The 19,158-nt window shown below is 64.8% G+C and carries 14 protein-coding genes, 7 pseudogenes and 1 riboswitch; of the genes and pseudogenes, 2 read left to right on the forward strand and 19 right to left on the reverse strand.

Going from position 1 to position 19,158, the window contains the following annotated elements:
• From cobF to ACFQAU_RS07125, 7 genes and pseudogenes are all read right to left on the reverse strand, one after another.
• A pseudogene (gene cobF / locus ACFQAU_RS07095) lies at window positions 1–749 on the reverse strand (precorrin-6A synthase (deacetylating)).
• Window positions 746–1,048: a DUF1636 domain-containing protein gene (locus tag ACFQAU_RS07100; protein WP_132443870.1), complete on the reverse strand. Its 303-nt coding sequence runs from the start codon at window positions 1,046–1,048 to the stop codon at window positions 746–748. Before ACFQAU_RS07100 ends, cobF begins: the two are co-directional and overlap by 4 nt.
• Window positions 1,045–1,782, reverse strand: a complete 738-nt coding sequence (gene cobA / locus ACFQAU_RS07105; RefSeq protein WP_386281401.1) for a uroporphyrinogen-III C-methyltransferase — start codon at window positions 1,780–1,782, stop codon at window positions 1,045–1,047. The genes ACFQAU_RS07100 and cobA overlap by 4 nt, the downstream gene beginning before the upstream one ends.
• Window positions 1,769–3,030, reverse strand: a pseudogene (locus ACFQAU_RS07110) (cobyrinate a,c-diamide synthase). The gene cobA and the pseudogene ACFQAU_RS07110 overlap by 14 nt, the downstream one beginning before the upstream one ends.
• A gap of 55 nt (window positions 3,031–3,085) precedes the next feature.
• Complete coding sequence (gene cobM, locus ACFQAU_RS07115) at window positions 3,086–3,871, reverse strand: precorrin-4 C(11)-methyltransferase (protein WP_132443873.1); 786 nt, start codon at window positions 3,869–3,871, stop codon at window positions 3,086–3,088.
• Window positions 3,868–4,245, reverse strand: a complete 378-nt coding sequence (locus tag ACFQAU_RS07120) for a cobalamin biosynthesis protein (RefSeq protein WP_067940166.1) — start codon at window positions 4,243–4,245, stop codon at window positions 3,868–3,870. The genes cobM and ACFQAU_RS07120 overlap by 4 nt, the downstream gene beginning before the upstream one ends.
• A pseudogene (locus ACFQAU_RS07125) lies at window positions 4,242–5,422 on the reverse strand (bifunctional cobalt-precorrin-7 (C(5))-methyltransferase/cobalt-precorrin-6B (C(15))-methyltransferase). Before ACFQAU_RS07125 ends, ACFQAU_RS07120 begins: the two are co-directional and overlap by 4 nt.
• Window position 5,423: 1 nt before the next feature.
• Between ACFQAU_RS07125 and ACFQAU_RS07130 the strand changes: the two are divergent.
• A pseudogene (locus ACFQAU_RS07130) lies at window positions 5,424–6,169 on the forward strand (cobalt-precorrin-6A reductase).
• Here ACFQAU_RS07130 and cobJ read toward each other — a convergent pair.
• The 10 genes and pseudogenes from cobJ to ACFQAU_RS07180 form a co-directional block, all read right to left on the reverse strand.
• Window positions 6,145–6,879, reverse strand: coding sequence for a precorrin-3B C(17)-methyltransferase (cobJ, locus tag ACFQAU_RS07135; RefSeq protein WP_132443875.1), 735 nt, complete (start codon window positions 6,877–6,879; stop codon window positions 6,145–6,147). The pseudogene ACFQAU_RS07130 and the gene cobJ overlap by 25 nt on opposite strands.
• Window positions 6,876–7,606, reverse strand: a pseudogene (locus tag ACFQAU_RS07140) (precorrin-2 C(20)-methyltransferase). Before ACFQAU_RS07140 ends, cobJ begins: the two are co-directional and overlap by 4 nt.
• Window positions 7,607–7,608: 2 nt before the next feature.
• The gene (locus ACFQAU_RS07145) at window positions 7,609–8,238 is read right to left on the reverse strand and encodes a precorrin-8X methylmutase (RefSeq protein WP_132443876.1); all 630 of its coding nucleotides are present in this window, start codon (window positions 8,236–8,238) and stop codon (window positions 7,609–7,611) included.
• Window positions 8,228–9,376, reverse strand: coding sequence for a precorrin-3B synthase (cobG, locus tag ACFQAU_RS07150; RefSeq protein ID WP_240791550.1), 1,149 nt, complete (start codon window positions 9,374–9,376; stop codon window positions 8,228–8,230). Before cobG ends, ACFQAU_RS07145 begins: the two co-directional genes overlap by 11 nt.
• Window positions 9,373–12,615, reverse strand: coding sequence for a cobaltochelatase subunit CobN (cobN, locus tag ACFQAU_RS07155; RefSeq protein ID WP_132443877.1), 3,243 nt, complete (start codon window positions 12,613–12,615; stop codon window positions 9,373–9,375). Before cobN ends, cobG begins: the two co-directional genes overlap by 4 nt.
• A 6-nt stretch (window positions 12,616–12,621) precedes the next feature.
• Window positions 12,622–13,654 (reverse strand): annotated as a pseudogene (gene cobW, locus ACFQAU_RS07160) (cobalamin biosynthesis protein CobW).
• A gap of 22 nt (window positions 13,655–13,676) precedes the next feature.
• A complete protein-coding gene (locus ACFQAU_RS07165) occupies window positions 13,677–14,024 on the reverse strand; it encodes a DUF1636 family protein (protein ID WP_386281410.1) in 348 nt (115 codons plus the stop codon).
• A gap of 72 nt (window positions 14,025–14,096) precedes the next feature.
• Complete coding sequence (locus ACFQAU_RS07170; RefSeq protein ID WP_132443879.1) at window positions 14,097–14,594, reverse strand: hypothetical protein; 498 nt, start codon at window positions 14,592–14,594, stop codon at window positions 14,097–14,099.
• 11 nt (window positions 14,595–14,605) lie between these two features.
• On the reverse strand, window positions 14,606–15,289 hold the full coding sequence (locus tag ACFQAU_RS07175) for a CbtA family protein (protein WP_132443880.1): 684 nt from the start codon (window positions 15,287–15,289) through the stop codon (window positions 14,606–14,608).
• A gap of 222 nt (window positions 15,290–15,511) precedes the next feature.
• On the reverse strand, window positions 15,512–15,682 hold the full coding sequence (locus tag ACFQAU_RS07180; protein WP_132443881.1) for a CbtB domain-containing protein: 171 nt from the start codon (window positions 15,680–15,682) through the stop codon (window positions 15,512–15,514).
• Between the two features lie 34 nt (window positions 15,683–15,716).
• A riboswitch (cobalamin riboswitch) is annotated at window positions 15,717–15,933 on the reverse strand.
• Window positions 15,934–16,098: 165 nt separating this feature from the next.
• Here ACFQAU_RS07180 and ACFQAU_RS07185 point away from each other — a divergent pair.
• Entirely contained in the window at window positions 16,099–17,109 is a 1,011-nt protein-coding gene (locus ACFQAU_RS07185; protein ID WP_132443882.1) for a PAS domain-containing protein, read from the forward strand.
• 3 nt (window positions 17,110–17,112) lie between these two features.
• Here ACFQAU_RS07185 and pncB read toward each other — a convergent pair.
• Together pncB and pncA are read right to left on the reverse strand one after the other, a co-directional pair.
• A pseudogene (pncB, locus tag ACFQAU_RS07190) lies at window positions 17,113–18,403 on the reverse strand (nicotinate phosphoribosyltransferase).
• 69 nt (window positions 18,404–18,472) lie between these two features.
• Complete coding sequence (gene pncA / locus ACFQAU_RS07195; RefSeq protein WP_132443884.1) at window positions 18,473–19,069, reverse strand: bifunctional nicotinamidase/pyrazinamidase; 597 nt, start codon at window positions 19,067–19,069, stop codon at window positions 18,473–18,475.
• Window positions 19,070–19,158: the final 89 nt, after the last annotated feature.

Genomic DNA, 19,158 nt, shown 5'->3' on the forward strand with positions numbered 1-19,158 from the left:
TTAGCCTCGGCGCAGCAGATAAATATCCATGATCCAGCCATGCGCCGCCCGAGCGGCGGCACGGGTGGCGATGATGTCTTCGGCAATCTCGGCGAGTGGGCCGTGTCGGATGATCTCTTCGGCCATGCCGACATAGGCCCCCACCAGATCGTTACGCCCGCAGGCTCCAACGTCTGAAAAGCGCAGTCGCCATCCAGCATGATGACCAGCGTATCGACCCCTTCGGGCCAGCCGTGATCGCGCAACTGCCGCCCGGTTGTGACCAAGAAGGGCGCGCCGATTTCATTGAGCGGGATCGCATGAGACGCGGTCAGCCCTTGTAGGGAGGTGATGCCGGGGATCACGGTCATGCGCGGTGCAGGATCCAGCCGCGCGGCGATGCGCAGGGTGCTGTCATAGAGCGACGGATCGCCCCAGACCAGCAGCGCCACCCGCCGCGCCGTTGGATGCTGCGCCATTGCCGCGCGCCAGGCATCCGCGATCGCGTCATGCCACTGGTCGACGCGGGCGCGATACTCCTCAATCGCGGGGTCACGCACGGGTAGGTCGAAGCCGACGATCTGCACCGCCTCATTGGTCAGCACCTCGTCGCAGATGCTGCGCCGGAGACCTGCCAAATCGCCCTTGCCCGCGCCCTTTTGCGGGATCAGGATCAGGTCTTGCGCGTTCATCGCCCGGATCGCTTGCAGCGTCAGATGCTCAGGGTTGCCGGTGCCGATGCCGATCAATGTCAGTTCCAGATCAGTCATCCCGGTATCCTCGCGATCGCCTTCAAACGCAGCCCACCGAGCACCCGCGCATCGGGGAATGTGCCATCAGAAGAGGCGGCATAGAGCGTCACGAAGCGGCGCAGATCATCCATGTCGGCTTCCGTGATCTCTCCGAACAGATAGGCCACCTTGCCCGGCGCGCGAAAGGCAACCGTCTGCGCCCGTGTGCAGCCTGACATACAGTCGATGCCCTCGACCGCCACGTCAGACAATCCGGCGCGGACCACGTCCAGAAAGCCGCCATCGTCGGTGCAAGAGGTGCAAACGAAGACTTTCACACTTCGAACTCGGCCAAAGGCCCGTAAAAGATCAGCGCGGGCGTGGTGCTGCTGGCGCTCTCCAGATGGCGCGCCAGAGTTTCGATGGTAAAGCGCTGCACCTTCTCCGCCGGAGTCGAAACCGCCTCGGCCAGCAGCGCGGGCGTGGTGCCGGGCAACCCGTGTTCGATCAGCCGCGCGGCAAGCCCGGCAAAGGTGCGTTTGCCCATATAGACCACGGTGGTCGCCATCGGATCGGCCAAGGCGGCCATGTTCACATCACTCGGCAGTTCGCCAGTCACATCTGCGCCGGTAATGAATTGCACCCGCCGCGCCGTCATGCGGCGGGTCAGCGGGATGCCTGCGGTCGCGGCGGCGGCGGAGGCGGCGGTCACGCCCGGCACGATCTCGAAAGGGATATCCGCTGCCCGCAGCGCGATGATCTCTTCCTCCAGCCGCCCGAACATGCCGCTGTCACCGGATTTCAACCGCACGACATTCAGCCCGGCCTGAGCGTGATCGACCAGCACCCGGCTCACATGATCTTGCTTGGGCGAGGCGCGCCCGGCCCGTTTGCCCACGCCAATGAGGTCGGCATCGGCCCGCGCGTGCTCCAAGATCGGCCCCGCGCTCAGGTCATCGAACAGCACCACATCAGCCGCCTGCAACCGCGCCACGGCTTTGACGGTCAGCAGTTCCGGATCACCGGGGCCGGAGGAGACAAAGGAAACGAAGCCCCCATCACAGCGCCGCAATCATGTGAAAGAACGTCCCCGTGGCACGCCCGCCGCCCGCGAACTCACGCACCGAACCAGTCTCGGGCACCTCAAGGTCATTGGCGTCGGTGATGCGGGCCAGCGGCGCGTCGGGCTCGGCAAGGATCGTGGCATAGTGGAACTCATGGCCCCGCAATTCGGCCCGCGCGGAATGGCCGGGGATCGGCGCGTTTAGATCGGCCTGACGGTAACCCAGATGCATCTTGCGCTTGGCAAAGGATGTCTCCAGCCCCAGAAGCCCCGCCATCTCGTGACGCGTGCCTTCTTTGTCGATGATGCCTGCGCCCATCGCCATATAGCCCCCGCATTCTCCATGCACGGGACGCGTCTCGGCGAAGTCGCGCAGCCCCTTGCGGAAATGTACAGCGGCGGCAAGCTTGCCTGCATGAAGCTCAGGATAGCCGCCGGGTAGCCAGCAGCAATCGGCGCTGTCGTCGGGGGCCTCATCGGCCAGCGGGGAGAAGGGCAAAACCTCCGCCCCCGCCGCCCGCCATCCCGCCAGCAAATGTGGATAGACAAAGGCAAAAGCGTTGTCCTGCGCCAGCGCAATGCGCTGTCCGGGCGGGGTGATCTTTGTGGGCGCAGGCGGGTTCTGCAAGGTGCCCCGCGCGGCGGCCCGAAGCGCGGGGATATCGACATGCGCGGCAACGAAAGCTGCCGCCTGCCCCAACAGATCGGGCAAGTTCTCCTGCTCTCCGGCCTGCACCAACCCAAGGTGACGCTCTGGCATTTCGATCTCGACCCGGCGTGGGAGCGCGCCGAAAACCTCAATGCCCACAGCCTCCATCCCCGCGCGGACCAAGGTTTCATGCCGGGGGAGGCGACGCGGTTCAGCACCACGCCTGCCAGTTTCACATCGGGCCGCATCTCGCGAAAGCCAAGCGCCGTGGCCGCCACCGATTGCGCCGCGCCCGACACATCCAGCACCAGCACCACCGGCCAGCCCATCAGCGCCGCGACATCGGCGCTGGCGCCATTGCCACAGGCGCCCGGCTTGGCCACACCGTCAAACAGCCCCATCGACCCTTCGCCAAGGATCAATTCAGCCCCATCGGCATTGCCGACCAGCCCTTCGATCCGCGCGCGGTCCATCGACCAACTATCAAGGTTGAACGACGCCCGCCCCGACGCCGCCGTGTGAAAGGCCGGATCGATGTAGTCCGGTCCGCTTTTGAACGGCTGCACCGCGACACCTTCGGCACGCAGCGCGGCCAGCAGGCCCAGCATCAGGGTCGTCTTGCCCGTGCCGGAAGCGGGGGCGGAAATCAGCAGGCCGGGGGGATCATGAAGAGGTCTCCGGGAAACGCGGCTCGGCGCCGACGGGGCGGAAGCGACGGTCATAGTCAGCGGCGTAAAGGCGGCTCTCGCCGAAATCCTCAGCGCCGAGAGCGCGGCCCACGAGGATCAGCGCCGTGCGGGCCATTTCTTCGCCGACCTCGGTGCGCAGGGTTGAAAGCGTCGCTTTGACGATGCGCTGATCGGGCCAGCTTGCGCGCCAGACCACGGCAACAGGGCAGTCGGCGCCGTAATGCGGCGTCAGGTCTTCGACGACTTTATCCAGCACATGGACCGACAGATGGATGGCCAGCGTCGCCCCGGTGCGGGCGAAATTGGCGAGTGTCTCCCCTTCCGGCATCGCGGTGGCGCGGCCCGAGGTGCGGGTGAGGATGACCGATTGCGCCACGCCCGGCAGGGTCAATTCGGCCCCCAACTCAGCCGCCGCAGCGGCAAAGGACGGCACCCCCGGCGTGACATCATAGGCGATGCCCATCTCGCGCAAGCGGCGCAGCTGTTCGCCCATCGCCGACCAGACCGACAGATCGCCAGAATGCAGCCGCGCCACGTCATGCCCTGCGGCAGCGGCGGCTGCAATTTCTTCCATGATGTCGTCCAGCGACAGACGCGCCGTGTTGACGATCCGCGCGCCCTCGGGGCAATGGCTCAGCAGTGCTTCGGGCACCAGCGATCCGGCATAGAGGCAGACCGGGCAGGCCGCGATCAGGTCGCGCCCGCGCAGGGTGATAAGGTCCGCCGCCCCCGGGCCCGCTCCGATGAAATGTACAGTCACGGTGTTTTTCCTTTCGTCTCGGCAATCGCCGCAGTTGCCATGGCATCGCCCGAAACGACGCGCTCGGCAACCAATACGGCCCCCGGCCCGGCAGCGGCCAGAGCGGCGGCTTCCGAGAGTGATCCGGTGCCAAAGCGGTCTTCGATCCGGGCCGATTGTGTAGGTGTGATCATACGGCCCAAATCCTCGGTGGTGATGCCCAGCCCCGGCACGCCGAGTTCTTGGGCAAAGTCGCGAAACACGGTCGCGCGGGCCTTTGCCGCTTCGGTCACCAGCGCGTCGATCTTGAGGCCCTCGGGGTTTGCCCGTGCCAGCGCATCGCGCAATGACGCCACGCTTGCCGCGCCCCGAAATCCGATCCCGGCCATCCTCATAGTGTCACGCTCCATTGTACCACGGGCCGCAGCGGCTGCCAGCCGCGCATCCGGCCCAAAGGTGCCGCCTGCGCCAGTTCGATCCGCAAAAGACTGCCCCCATGCGCCGCGTGAAGCTGCGCCAAAAGCGCCTCGGTTTCCAGCGTCACCCCATTGGCGACCAGCCGCGTGCCCGCTGGTAACGCAGGCAGCAGGGCATCGTAAAGCGCCGCGTTGCCACCGCCGCCGACGAAGACAACGTCAGGCACAGGATGTCCCGCCCAGACCTCCGGTGCGCGGCCATGGGCGACCTGCATCCGAGCGGGCAGGCCGAAATCTGCGATGTTGCGGGTGATATTCTCCACCCGCGCGGCGTGTTGTTCAAAGGCGATGGCGTGACCGCCCGCAAGACAGAACTCGACCGAGACCGAGCCGCTGCCCGCGCCGATGTCCCACAGCAGGTCTAAGGGCCGGGGGCGAGGGCCGAAAGCGTCAACGCCCGCACTGGCGCTTTGGTGATTTGGCCATCGCTCGCAAAGCAATCATCCGGCAGGCCGGGGGTGCGGGGCAAGCCGATGCCTTCGGGTAGGTCCACGCCAACAGCCACGGGGGCTTGCACATCCGTCAGATCAAACCCATCGGCCTGCACCGCGCGCAGCCGCGCATCGGGGCCGCCAAGCCGTTCGGCCACATGCATTTGCGCCGTACCTGCGCCCTGTTCGCAGAGAAACTCCGCCAGTGCTGCAGGCGCGTCCCCATCACGTAGCAAGCAGATCATCCGCCCCTTGGGACGCAACACACCGCGCAATTGCGCCAGCGGTGCCGCGTGTAGCCCGTGGCACGAGACTTCCTCAAGCCGCCAGCCAAGCGCATTGGCCACCAGCGAGAAGGTCGAGGGCGCGGGCAGGCTGCGCCATTCGCTCGGGTCCAGCGCACCGACGATGCTGCCGCCCGCGCCAAACCAAAAGGGATCGCCCGAGACCAGCATCACCACCCGCCTGCCCCGCTCGGCCAGCACCGGCTCGACAGAGAAAGGCACCGGCCAAGCGCGCCCGCGCATGCCCACAGCCGCCCGTTCCAAGTGACGCGGCCCGCCAAAGATCACCTCGGCCCCAGCCAGCGCCGCGCGGCTTGCCGGGGGCAAGGCATCCGCGCTATCGTCGGGCATTCCGATGATGCTGAGCCAAGGGTCACCCATTATGCGCGTCCTTCTTTTGGGTGGCACCACCGAAGCCAGCGCCCTTGCTCGCGCCTTGGTCAAAGCCGATATCGACGCGGTGTTTTCCTATGCCGGACGCACCGACAGTCCGGTGGCCCAGCCCCTGCCCACCCGCGTCGGCGGGTTTGGCGGCGTGGCCGGGCTGGTGGCCTACCTCAAGGCCGAGGCGATCACACACGTCGTCGACGCCACCCATCCCTTTGCCGCAGGGATGAGCAACAATGCCTTTGTCGCCTGCGCCCGACAAGACCTGCCGCTGGTGCGGTTCGAGCGCCCCCGTGGGAGCCGCAGGAGGGCGACGATTGGACCTTTGTACCCGATATCACCGATCTGCCCGCCGCCCTGCCCGACAGCCCGGCGCGGGTGTTTCTGGCCATCGGCAAGCAGCAACTGGCGCTTTTTGCCGCGAAACCGCAGCACCGCTACCTGCTGCGCCTCGTCGATCCGCCGCAAGATCCGCTGCCGCTGCCACGGGCGACGGTCGTGCTGGCCCGCGGGCCGTTCGACGTGGCGGGGGATACCGCATTGATGCAGACCCATGCGATCACCCATTTGGTCGCCAAGAACGCCGGTGGCTCCGGCGCGCGGGCCAAGCTGGATGCCGCCCGCGCGCTTGGCCTGCCGGTGATTTTGGCCGACCGGCCCGTCCTGCCGGGCGAGGTGGCCGCCAATGATGTGACCGAGGTGATGCATTGGCTACATCATACCGCGCTGCGCGGCGTATAGACATAGCGCCCAACCCGGCGCGTCGCTGAATTGCCGACGATTACCACGGTGCGCATATCCGCCATTTCCGGTGTGGCCTCGCCCAATGTGACGGTGTTGAACGCCTCGTCGGGTGTGGTAACGGCGCGAGCAAAGGTGATCAGCCGATCCGGCCCGCATTCGGCGCGCAGAATGTCCAGCGCTTCGGCAAACTGATGGGGCCGCGACTTGCTGCGTGGGTTGTAGAAGGCCATGGCGAAATCCGCCCGCGCGGCCATCCGCAGACGGTGCTCGACCATCGTCCAAGGCTTAAGATTATCACTGAGGTTGATCGCACAGAAATCATGACCCAAGGGCGCACCGAGCCGCGCTGCCGCCGCCAGCATCGCCGTGATACCGGGCAGCACTCGAATGTCGACGCTCTCGAACGCCGGGTCACGCTCCACCGCCTCGAACACCGCCGAGGCCATGGCAAAGACGCCCGGATCGCCGGAAGACACTACCACTACCCGCGCACCAGCCTGTGCCAATTGCAGCGCATGGGTCGCGCGGTCCAACTCCACGCGGTTGTCTGTGGGATGCAGCGTCAGCCCTTCGCGCGGGGCGACGCGGGCAACATAAGGGATATAGCCAATGACATCGGTGGCCTGCGCCAGCGCCTCGGTCACCTCGGGCGTGACCAGTGCCGCGTCACCGGGGCCAAGCCCCGCGATAAAAAGAGTGCCGCTCATGTGTCTGCCTCCGGTCTGCGGCCCTGACCGTGGACCAAGACGATTGCGAAATAGGGGCAGTCGTCATCGGCCACTTCGGCAAGTTTCGCCACCCGCTGATCGGGCATGGTGCCACGCTCCACCAGCCATGCGTCGTCCAGCTTGCCCGCCGCCGCCAGTGCACGGCGCACAGTTGGCAGGTTGCGGCCCGTCTTCATCACCACCAGCGCATCAGCGCGTTTCATATGCTCGGTTAGTTCGGCCTCGGGCAATGTGCCCATCAGCACGGTCATCACGTCATCGCCCCAAGTGAAGGGCGTATCCAGCGCGTTCCAGCAGCCCACCATACCGGGGATCGCGGGCAGCACCTCGACCTCGGCGCGGCCCTGAAGCCGGGTGTGCAGGTGCATGAAGGAGCCGTAGAAGAAAGGGTCGCCCTCACACAGCACAACCACCTCGTGATCCTGCGCCAGTGCTTCGAGCCGGTCGGCCCATTCCTCGTAAAAGGTGACCATCTGGGCGCGATACTCGGGCGATCGAACCGCAGCTCCGTGGTCACGGGATATTCCATCGCATATTCCACTACGTCGTCGCGAAGCATCCCTTCGACGATCCGGCGCGCCTGGCCCGCGCGGCCTTTCTTGCGGAAATACGCCAAATGCCGCGCGCCGCGAATGGCGCGGTCGGATTTCACGCTCATCAGTTCCGGGTCGCCGGGGCCGAGGCCCGCGCAGATAACCTTGCCCATCTTCATTCCACCCTGCTTGCCAGCGCGTTCACCGCCGCCACGGTGATCGCCGAGCCGCCCAAACGCCCCTGCACGATCATCGAAGGCACTGGCAAATCTTGCATCAACGCATCTTTCGATTCCGCCGCGCCGATGAAGCCCACCGGGCAGCCGATGATCGCCGCCGGGCGCGGGCAGTCGGGGTCTTCGAGCATGTTGAGCAGGTGAAACAGCGCCGTCGGCGCATTGCCGATGGCCACCACCGCGCCTTTCAGATGCGGCCGCCACAGTTCCAGCGCGGCGGCGGAGCGGGTGTTGCTCATCTCGGCGGCCAAATCCGGCACTGAGGGGTCGCGCAGGGTGCAGATCACCTCATTCTCGCGCGGCAGGCGTTTGCGGGTGATGCCTTCGCTGACCATGTAGGCGTCGCAGAGGATCGGCGCGCCGTCCTCCAGCGCCGCCCGCGCGGCCACGGCCATGCCTTCGGAAAAGCGGATGTGTTCCTCCAGCCCGACCATGCCCGCGGCGTGGATCATGCGCACGGCGACGATCTCTTCTTCGGGGGTGAAACGCGCTAGCGCCGCCTCGGCACGGATGGTGGCAAAGGACTGGCGGTAAATCTCGGCACCGTCGGTGATATAGCTATGGGGCATCGGCGGACTTTCTAAGGTAAGAGGCGATGGCGGCGGGGGACAGCCCGCGCAGGTCAGGTGGGGCATCGGCGCGACCCTCTTGGATGAGGTCATAGCGCGCTGGCGCGGTGGCGGTCAGGGTGATGTCTGTGGCACGCGGCGCGGCGCAGCCCTTGGCGCAGCCCGAGACATGCAGGCGTTGCCCCTTTGGCACCACGGCAGCAAGGCGCCGCGCCAGCCCGCGCGTCTCGCCCCGGCCCTGTGCGCAACCGGGCGCGCCGATACAGGCGACAACGCGCAAGAGCGGGTCGGCGGCATCGGTGATAAGGCTAGGCAAGTCGGGGAGTTCGGTGGCACCTTCGATCAGCACCATCCGCCACGGGGTCAGGCGCAAAGGGCCGAGGTCGGCAAGGGCGGTGAGCGTTTCCGCGTCCATCTGACCAAAAGCGCAGGCGACCAGCGCCCCCGCCGGATAAAGGCCGAGCGTCGGAGTGCTGAGGGCGCTTTGGCGGGGATGGTCGAAACCGGGAGGTAAGGTCGCCCCCGCCTCTAATGCGTGGGCGGCACGGGTGGCACCCTGCGCGCGAACCCATGCGGCCAAAGCGATGGCCTCGGTCACGGCGGTATCGCGGGAGATGGGCTTTCCCATCTCCGCCCCCTCAGCGCAGAGCAAAAGCCGCCCGTCCGCCGCCCGCTCAAATCGAATGTCGGCGGGGTCTGCCTGCAACACCGGCTGCGCCCCGGCATCGACCGCATAGCCGAATTTGCTGGAGACAGCGGGCAGCGCGTGGCTCTGCGCAGCGACGGTCAACTGCTGGGTCAGATGATCCGTATCATCGCCCGCTTGCCAGAAGGGCATCACCATGAGGTTGCGCCGCCGTTCAGCCCCCTCATTCACATCAATCAATGCTAGCGCACGAAGCGCGTCGATCAGCCCCTCACGCCGCTCGGGATCAATCCCGCGCAGTTGCAGATTGCCCCGGTTCGACAGGTCGAGCATCCCGTTGCCATACCGCAGCGCCAGTTCTGCGACGCCACGTGCTTGGGCTGGGGTCAACCGCCCCTGCGGCACCCGGAGGCGGACCACCAGCCCATCGCCCGACAGCATTGGCCGCAGCGCGCCGGGGCACCAGCCCTTGATGACGGGAACCGTGCTCACTCCACCCCGTCCAAGGTGGCCGAGATCGAATTGCGGCGGGTCATCCAAAGCCCTGCGTCTCGAAGGGCTGCGAAACGGTCGCGCATGGCCTGCAAAGCGGCGGGGTTCTCGGCCTCCAGAAAGGCCACCAGATCGTCGCGGCCCAGCGTGGCATCGAAATAAAGGTCAAAGAGATGCGCAGGCACCTCGCGCGTCAGATGCGCAAAGGCGGCGAGGTTGTCGAGCGTCGCCGCCACCTCTGCCGCGCCGCGAAAACCGTGGCGCATCATGCCGCTGGCCCAGCCGGGGTTGGCGGCACGGGCGCGCACGACGCGGGCGATTTCTTCGGGCATCGACCGCGCGCGGGGGCTGCCTGCGCGGGTGTGGTCAAGGTGGTACATCGCGGGCTTCTGCGCACCCAGATGCGCCATCGCGGCGGCAAAACCGCCTTCGTGGCTGGCATAGTCCGACGCGAGCAGGATATCGCTTTCGGCCAAGTCCTGCACATGGGCAAAGCCATCGGCGCGGTGCAACTGCGCCTCCAGCGCGGCGCGGTCCTGATGCGCTTCGCCTTGGGCGTTGATCGCCCATTCGGAGCCGCTCAGCCACGCCTCCCCCGCCGCGGCGCGACCTGCGTCCGAGTAGTCTTGCAGAGCCGCTTCCATGTTCACGCCGTAAAGGCCGGGCTTGGGGCCAAAGACGCGCGGCGTGCGGGTGAGGTAGGGGTTCATATCGGGCGCTTCTTCGCGTTCGGCCAGTGCTGCCGCGCCTGCCTCGAAGACCTGTCCCAGCCCCGGAAACACATCCCGGAACAGGCCCGAGATGCGCAATGTCACGTCAATGCGCGGACGGTCCAGCAAGGTCAGCGGCAGTACCTCAAAGCCCGACACCCGCTCACTGCCGTCATCCCATTTTGGCGCAAGCCCCGCGAGATGCATGGCCATAGCGACTTCTTCGCCCGCCGTGCGCATGGTGGCGGAGCCCCAAAGGTCAATCACCAACCCGCGCGGCCAGTCGCCGTTGTCCTGCAAATGCCGCCTGAGCAGTTCCTCGGCCAGTTTCACCCCCTGCGCATGGGCGGCCCGGCTGGGTACGCCGCGCGGATCGACGGCATAGAGGTTGCGCCCCGTGGGCAGCACATCCGACCGCCCGCGATAGGGCGAACCCGATGGGCCAGAGGTGACGCGCCGCCCCGCAAGCGCGGTCAACAGCCCATCCCATTCGCCCTCTCCCGCGCCAAAGATGTGGAGGCCATCGCCGTATTGGCTCTCCTTGATGTCGCAGACGAAACGGTCAATGCGGGTCAGCGCCTCGGCGGCGGAACTGGCGGCATCAAGGCCAAGGTCATCTTCGACCCCCGCCGCCTGCGCCTCGGCGCGGATCGTGTCGACCAGACGGTCGCGGCGCGCGGGGTCGAGCCCATCGGCGGTAGAATATTCATCCAGCAGCCGTTCCAGCCGCAACAACCCCTCGGGCGTTTCGCTGTCTTTCAGCGGCGGGGGCAGATGGCCCAGCGTCACCGCCCCGATGCGCCGCTTGGCCTGTGCCGCTTCGCCGGGATCGTTGACGATAAACGGATAGATCACCGGCATATCACCGGTCAGCGCCTCGGGCCAACAATCGTTTGACAGGGCCACTGCCTTGCCCGGCAGCCATTCCAGCGTGCCATGCGCGCCGATGTGCACCAACGCGTGGCGCCCCTGTGCGCGCAGCCAGAGGTAGAAGGCCACATAGGAATGACGCGGGGTGCGAGCGAGGTCGTGATAGCTGTCTTCGCGGTCTTGCAGATCGCCGCGTTCCGGTTGCAGCGCGACCAGCGCGTTGCCGCAGGTTTGCGCGGCAAAGTGGAACGCGCCATCTTGAACCAGCGGATCATCCTCAACCGCGCCCCATGCGTCGCGAAGGTCATCGCGCAGCGTCTGTGGCAGGCTGGCCAAGGCGGCGTGGTAGTCGGCAAGCGGCCACGAAATGCGCTGTTCGGTCAGGCTCCGGCCAAAACCGATCTGCGGCGTGACGCTATAGCCCTCGCCCGCCAGACGCATCAGCATGTCTTCGACACTGGCCAGCGCATCAAGCCCGACCGCGTGGGCAAGTTGATCGTCCCGCCCCGGATAGGTCGAGAGCACCAGTGCCAGTTTGCGCGCGTCCGCAGGGGTCTGCGCCAGACGATGCCAGCCCAGCACACGCGCCACGACGGCGGCGATGCGGGCATCTTCGGCGCGGTGGGCAAAGCGGGAATATTGCAGATCGGGGTCGCGTTTTTCGGGGCTTTTGAAACTGACGACGCCGGTGAAAATACGGCCATCCACCTCGGGCAGGACCACATGCATGGCCAGATCGGCGGGCGAAAGGCCGCGCTCGCTCTCGTCCCAATCACGCCGCCGCGCGGTTGAAAGTGCCACTTGGAACACCGGGCAGCCCGGCACGTCGAGCGGGGAGCTGCCGTCATCCCCACGGCCCGAAAAAGCGGTGGCGTTGATGATTGAAACCGGCTCCATCGCGGCCAATGCATCGTCCAAAAAGCTCCGCGCGGGATCGGATTTCAGCGAGGGGACAAACAGCCCGATGGCATTCAGCCCCGCGGCACGCAAGGCGCGGATCAGTGCATCGACGGGCGCGGTATCGGCAGCCAGAAGGTAGCTGCGGTAAAATGTGACAGCGACAGTATCGCCCGCCGCATCGGCAAAAGGCACGACGCCTTGATCAGGGTCGTAATAACCGCAGTCGGGCACCGTTTTCGTGCCCATCACCGGCCCGGCATAGAACCCCGCCGCCAGCGCCATCTGCGCAAGTGCGGCCTGCGCCGCCACTGGCCCGCCCGCGTCACATAGATGCGCAAGACGGCGCAGGGTAGAGACAGGCAGCGTTGAATGCGCGTCCAGCCCCGGGTCCTCGCGCCCATCAGCGGGCAACACGGCCAAAGCGATGTCATTCCGGCGGGCGAAGTCTTGGACCTGCATGATGCCATAGGGCCAGTAATTTTCGCCCCCGATGAGACGGATCAAGATGCCCTTGGCCCCGGTCAGCGTCTGTTCGATGTAGTTGTCGACCGATGCAGGGTGCCGCAGCGCCACAAGGTTGCACAACCGCAGGGAGGGCAGCTTGCCCTCCTTGCCGCCACCGCGATGCCAGCCTGCCGCGAAAGCGCCGAGGTCACTGTCGGAAAACGACAGCACCACCAGATCGGCGGGCGTTTGGCCCGGATCATAGGGGGTGTCGGTATCCTCCAACCCGTGGCTTTCGCGAAAGACGACATGCATGCGCGGTTAGGCTCCCAATACGTCGCGTATCGCGGCGAGGTTGATGTCGTCATGTTCGGCGATGACCACCAAATGCCCGGCGCGCGGATCGCTGCCCCAAGGGCGGTCGAACTGCTGACGCACCCGCGCGCCCACGGCCTGCACCAACAGGCGCATCGGTTTGCCCTCGACAGCGACATAGCCTTTGACGCGCAGGATGTTCTGTTCGCGCGCAAGCCGTTCGATTGAAGCCACCAGTGCATCGACATCCGCCACTTCCGGCATCGGGATCACCACGGTTTCAAAATCGTCATGCTCGTGATCGTCGTGGCCGTCATGATGCGAGGGCGCGCGGCGAGGTCGTCTTCGGCAGCGGCGTTGAGGCCCAGCACGACCTTGGGGTCAATCACGCCTTCGGTCATCTCAAGGATCGGATCTCGCGCGGGCTTTCGTCTTCGATCACCTTGCGTGCCTTGGCGAGCCCTTCTGGACCGGCCAGATCGGCCTTGGACATCAAGATGATATCGGCGCAGGAGATTTGATCTTCGAAAACCTCAGAGAGCGGGGTTTCGTGGTCAAGGCTGTCATCGGCCAGACGCTGCGCATCTACGGCGGCGACATCAGCGGCGAAAGTGCCCGCGGCCACGGCCTCGGCATCGGCCAGCGCGATGACTCCATCAACGGTGATCTTGGACCGGATCGCGGGCCAGTCAAAGGCTTTCAGCAGTGGTTTCGGCAAGGCCAGCCCGGAGGTTTCGATCAGGATGTGATCGGGGCGGGTCGGCAGGGCCATCAGCGCCTCGATGGTCGGGATAAAGTCATCCGCCACGGTGCAGCAGATACAGCCATTGGCCAGCTCGACGATATTCTCAGCCGGGCAATCGTCGATGGCGCAGGATTTCAGGATGTCGCCATCCACACCCACGGTGCCAAACTCATTGACCAGCAGGGCAAGGCGACGCCCGCCTGCATTGGTCATCAGGTGGCGGATCAGCGTGGTTTTACCAGCGCCGAGAAAGCCGGTGATGACGGTAACGGGAATTTTGGCGAGATCGCTCATGCGGAAGGCTCCTGCGGCAGGGTCAAAGGGGGATACGCGCAAGGCTTTGCTTGCGAAAGATGACCGGGCGTTCGCGCCATGGCACCAACCCGTCTTCGGTGGCGGCATAGGCGGCGGCACCGGCAAGGATGTCGGCGGCGTCTTCCTTGGTCAGACGACCATAAACATAGGACCATTTGCCCGGCGCAGAGAGCGCCACGGCGGCCCCCTGCGAACAGGCGGAAAGACATTGCACCGGCACGATGGTCACGCCTTCGGGCGCGCCTGTGGCGTCAAGGGCGGCATGAAGCTGCGCGCCGGGGCGCGGTGCGTCTTCTTCCAGCACCTCGCCTGCGCGGCAAGTCATGCAGACATGTAGGGTCGTGCTCATTGATCTGGTCCCATCGGGTTATGCGTGCCGGGTATGCGCTCCGGCCCGTTATGAAAAGGGGAAGCGGGGCGATTATTCAACTGTCAGCACCTCGCGCGCGGTAATCGGCGCACCGTTTACCACCAAGGGGCGGTGGTCATTGGCATTAAGCGTGACCTCAACCGTGACCGCGCCCTTGGGCAGATCAGGCAGATGCAGCCACGGGCCATAAAGCCGCCCGATCTTGGTGCCGTTGACATAGACATGGGCGTGGCCCTCGCCCGGTTGGTTGTCCCCGCTGGCGTTTTGCGGGGCAAAGGCAAAGCCTTCGGTCTCTACGTAAAGGTTATGGCCTGACATTGGGTCAGGTGTCACGCGGATCGCGAGGCTGGGGGCGTCTTCGGCGGCAAGCGCGATAGGCTGGCCGTTCATACGTGCGTGGTCTGCGCCGCCGTGGTCCATCCCGCCATGGGCGGCAGGGTCGCCATGGTCATGGCCGTCGAAGGTCACACCGTTGCTTGCGGCGATGGCAAAACCAATGCCACCGCCAAAGACCAATCCGATGGCGAATAGTGCCAGTGATCTGTCCATCTTGACCTCCCTCAGGCGCTACGCGCGCCTTCACGTTGCCAAAAGTACCCGGCGAAGCTGCCCAGCAGAACCCATGCGGCAAGGCCGATACCAAGTGCGCGGGCGGCAAAAAGCGCGCCGATCTCAGTGGGCACCGGGCCGCTGAAGCTGTCGGGCTCGGGTGCACCGACGACATGCGGGGCCAACAGCAACACCGCCGTGCCGATCCATGCGGCCCAACCATTGCCGAAGGCCAGCAGCCAGAGCGCCACCAGCGCCGCCCCGGCCGTGGCGAACCACCAGATCTGCCGCGCGGTGATATCTGCCGCGGCCACGCCGGGCACCTCGGGCGCAAGGCTGAACCCCGGCGCGAGGTGAAAAGCGACGAAACCCGCCATACCCCAAAGGATGCCCCAGCGGCCATCGATCAACGCGCCGCGCTCTTCGCCAAAGCTCATCGCGGCAAGGAGGATCAGCGCATAGGCGGTATAGGTCAGCATCGTGAAAATCAGGCTCAGCCCATCGCGGACGGCATCGAAACCGGGCAAATCGGGATGCGCGCTGACCGCATCAGCACCGAAATGCACCAGTGCGCCGGTCTCATAAAGTTCGGCGTGCAGTAGAACGGGCTGCACGAAATAGAGCTGCAGCAGGCCGGTCAGCAAACCGGCGGACGCCCCAGCAAAGAGGGCGGAGGTTAGGAAACGAGAGAACATCGAAATGGTCCTTGGATACGAAATGAAAGACGGCGCCGCGCAAGAAGCGGACCGAGACCGTCACCAGACCTCTAGACGTGGTAGGCCCTTCCCAACGCGATATGCGATGGAAAGTGAGCACAGCGGATCAACAAGAGGCTAGCAAAAGCAGACGGACGGCAGAATCACAGATAGCCGGACTGCGTGCTGGCAGCCCGGACCCATGTGATAATGACGTGGCGCTTAGTGGCAGGGAAAGCCTGTCGCGTGGCGCACGTCATGGGCGGCATCATGCAGAGCTGCGGCCTGCACATGGCCGGTCAGCGCCATGAGGGCAACGCCCAATACGGCGGCGAACAGCGCGGGTACGAATTTGCTGCGCGTGGCGCCGGCGGTCTTAATCATTGTCGTCATATTCATTCTCCTTACCGTCACACCCGACGGCATCTAGCGTTTCACTTGCCTGGCAGGTCTCCTGGCTCGCGGGTCGTGACCTTTGCCCGCCTTCCCCGTCCGAATGGACAAGTGGCACGAGGGGCATTGGCTCACCGCTTACAGTCGCGGGGGCGGCTTCGGCTTCGGGGTCATGCGACCCCTTACTGAATTCCCTTTTCGGTCCCACACCAACAGGCGCTTCTCGGGACACCAAGCGCCCTCAATTACGCATTTTCGACCCTTCATGACAAGCCGCATTTATTGAGCAAGACGAAACGCGATCGCGCATACAGCATCTAGTAGACAAATATGGCCCAAACCCCAGTATGCGGGTTGACCCAAAAGCCACGCACAGGGCACATTGTCGGCCAGTTTCGAGCGAAGGGCGGCAATTCATGAACGACAAGACGGTCTCGGCCGCTCGGCAGACCCTGACCGATGACGTTTTAGGCAAGGTCGTGCGCTACGCCCGCTTGCCGCTGTGCATCACCGACCCGACCCTGCCGGACAATCCGATCGTCTATGTTAATGAGGCTTTCACCGATCTTACCGGCTACCGCTTGGAGGAGATTGTCGGGCAGAACTGCCGCTTTTTGCAAGGGCCGGATACCACGCGCGAAAGTATCGACGCGGTGCGCAACATCCTGTTGGGCCGCCGGGTCGATACGGTCGAGATCGTGAACTACCGCAAAGACGGCAGCCGCTTTCTGAACGCCCTGCAACTGGGCCCGATCAATGACGAAGACGGCAACCTGATCTATTTCTTCGGCTCGCAACTCGATGTCTCCGAACGCCGCCGATTAGAAAGCGAACACCGCAAACTGGCCGATGACGAGTTGCTGCACCGGCTGCGCAATATTGTGAACGTCATGACCGCCATGGTCCGTTTGACCGCCCGCGAAGAGCCGACCCCAGCAGCCTTTGCCAAAAAGGTGATCGACCGGCTTTCGGCTTTGGGCGCGGCGCATTTCGACACGATTGGCCGCAGTGACCAGCATGAGGTGGATTTTAAAACCCTGATAGGGCCGATCATTCGCGCCTATACCTCGGCCACCGAAGAGCAGATCAAACTCTCGGGGGCGAACCCGCTGATTTCGCACCGCCTCGTCTCACCATTGACGCTGGCCCTGCATGAGCTGGCGACAAACGCGGTGAAACATGGCGCGCTCAGCACCGAGACGGGGCGGGTGTCGCTGGACATCGCGCTTCTTCAAGCGCCCGCCCGTCTGCGATTCGTCTGGCAGGAAATCGGTGGCCCGGAGGTGACGAAATCCGACCGCGACAGCGGCTCGCGGATCATCCAATCGCTGACCCGCGCGGTCGGTGGCACGTTGCACTATGACTGGCAGTCCGACGGATTGATCGCCACGGCGGAATTTCCGATGACGGCCATTGGTCAGGACTGACCCTTAGACGATCACCTGCTGCGCGTCCTGCTCTCCTACCCCGAAGACCCGTTTGTAGCGCGCGATCTCATCCGCCGGGCCCATCGCCTTGTTCGGGTTGTCCGAGAGTTTGACCGTAGGCCGCCCATTAGCGCTGACCGCTTTGCAGACAAGGCTGAACGGCGCCAGCGCATCATTCGGCACCAGCCCACGGAAGTCATTGGTCAGCAAGGTGCCCCAGCCGAAGGAAACTTTGGCCTTGCCCGCGAACTGCGCATGCAACTCCTTAATCTTGTCCACATCGAGCCCGTCGCTAAAGATCACTCGCTTTGTCGTCGGATCCTCCCCCTCGCGCGCCACCAGTCGATGGCCGTCTGCGCCGCCGTGGCCGGATCACCGCTGTCGACGCGGATGCCGGTCCAGCCCGCCAGCCAATCCGGCGCGTGATCAAGGAAACCCTTGGTGCCATAGGTATCCGGCAAGATGATCCGCAGATTGCCTTCGTGTTCGTCATGCCAATCCGACAGCACGTCGTAAGGTGCGCGGGCAAGTTCGGCATCATCATCGGCCAGCGCGGCATAGACCATCGGCAGCTCATGGGCGTTGGTGCCAATCGCCTCTAGTTCGCGCATCATGGCGATGCGGCAGTTAGAGGTGCCGGTGAAAGCATTTCCCAGCCCCTCATGCATCGCCTGCACGCACCAGTCTTGCCAGAGGTACGAATGCCGCCGCCGGGTGCCAAAGTCCGCAATCGAGAGGTTATCCACCTCGCGCAGCGCTTCGATTTTCTCCCAGACGCGGGTCATGGCGCGGGCGTAAAGCACCTGAAGCTCGAACTTGCCCATCGGGTCGAGCGCCGCGCGGCTGCGCAGCTCCATTAGCACCGCCAGCGCGGGGATCTCCCACAGCATGACCTCGTGCCATTTGCCCTCAAAGGTCAGCTCATATTGATCGCCCTTCCGCTCCAGATGGTAGGGTGGCAGGCGCATGCCTTCGAACCACTCCATGAAATCGGGACGGAACATCTGGCGCTTGCCGTAAAAGGTATTGCCGCGCAGCCAAGTGCTCTCACCGCGGCTGAGGCTAAGCGAGCGGATGTGATCCAACTGCTCGCGCAGCTCCCCTCGTCGATCAGCTTGGCCAGCGGGATGTGGGTGGAGCGGTTGATCAGGCTAAAGGTGACCTGCGTGTCCGGCTTGTTGCGAAACACCGACTGGCACATCAGCAGCTTGTAGAAATCCGTGTCGATCAGCGACCGCACGATGGGGTCGATCTTCCACTTGTGGTTATAGACGCGGGTGGCGATGTCGACCATGGGAGGTTCCTTATTGCATGCCCCTTCATGCCAAGGGCGCGGCCAGATGGGCAAGGGGAAAGCGGCGGATTAGGCCAGCGTCACCCCCGCCGCGCGCATGCCTTCGCGGGCTTTGGCCAGCGACCCGTCCAGATCGATCGCGCGGCACAGGTCTTCGCGGACATCCACCTTGAACCCCAGCTTTGCCGCATCCACAGCCGAGAAGTTCACGCAGAAATCCAGCGCCAGCCCAACCATCGTCAGCCGTTCGATCCCGCGCGTGCGCAGGTAGCCTTCGAGCCCCGTGGGGGTGCGGTGATCATTCTCAAAAAACGCCGAATAGCTGTCGATGTCGGGGTTATAGCCCTTGCGGATGATCAGATCGGCGCGGTCGGCTTGCAGCTCGGGGTGGAACTGCGCGCCGATGCTGCCTTGGATGCAATGATCGGGCCACAGCACCTGCGGGCCGTAGGGCATGGTGACGATCTCATAAGGCGTATTGTTCTTATGCGAAGAGGCGAATGACGAATGCCCCGCCGGGTGCCAATCCTGCGTCAAGACCACGGCGTCGAACTCAGACATCAGCGCATTGATGCCGCGCAGAATCTCATCGCCTTGGGGTACTTCCAGCGCGCCGCCGGGGCAGAAATCATTTTGGACGTCGATCACGATCAGGGCATGGGTCATGGGCAGTCTCCTCCTCTCAAAGGGGTAGGGCTGCGGGTGGGTTAGGTCAATGGCACGCCCCGGATTGAGCTTTGCGCCCGAAGCGCTTA

The organism is Sulfitobacter profundi, assembly GCF_042661425.1.
GTDB classification, from domain to species: domain Bacteria; phylum Pseudomonadota; class Alphaproteobacteria; order Rhodobacterales; family Rhodobacteraceae; genus Sulfitobacter; species Sulfitobacter profundi.

Excerpts from the sequence above, each read along its gene's own strand:
- ACFQAU_RS07120 (WP_067940166.1), bottom strand. The coding sequence starts at position 4,245 with ATGAGGATGGCCGGGATCGGATTTCGGGGCGCGGCAAGCGTGGCGTCA.
- cobJ (WP_132443875.1), bottom strand. The coding sequence starts at position 6,879 with ATGAGCGGCACTCTTTTTATCGCGGGGCTTGGCCCCGGTGACGCGGCA.
- ACFQAU_RS07145 (WP_132443876.1), bottom strand. The coding sequence starts at position 8,238 with ATGCCCCATAGCTATATCACCGACGGTGCCGAGATTTACCGCCAGTCC.
- cobN (WP_132443877.1), bottom strand. The coding sequence starts at position 12,615 with ATGCATGTCGTCTTTCGCGAAAGCCACGGGTTGGAGGATACCGACACC.
- ACFQAU_RS07165 (WP_386281410.1), bottom strand. The coding sequence starts at position 14,024 with ATGAGCACGACCCTACATGTCTGCATGACTTGCCGCGCAGGCGAGGTG.
- ACFQAU_RS07170 (WP_132443879.1), bottom strand. The coding sequence starts at position 14,594 with ATGGACAGATCACTGGCACTATTCGCCATCGGATTGGTCTTTGGCGGT.
- ACFQAU_RS07175 (WP_132443880.1), bottom strand. The coding sequence starts at position 15,289 with ATGTTCTCTCGTTTCCTAACCTCCGCCCTCTTTGCTGGGGCGTCCGCC.
- ACFQAU_RS07180 (WP_132443881.1), bottom strand. The coding sequence starts at position 15,682 with ATGACGACAATGATTAAGACCGCCGGCGCCACGCGCAGCAAATTCGTA.
- ACFQAU_RS07185 (WP_132443882.1), top strand. The coding sequence starts at position 16,099 with ATGAACGACAAGACGGTCTCGGCCGCTCGGCAGACCCTGACCGATGAC.
- pncA (WP_132443884.1), bottom strand. The coding sequence starts at position 19,069 with ATGACCCATGCCCTGATCGTGATCGACGTCCAAAATGATTTCTGCCCC.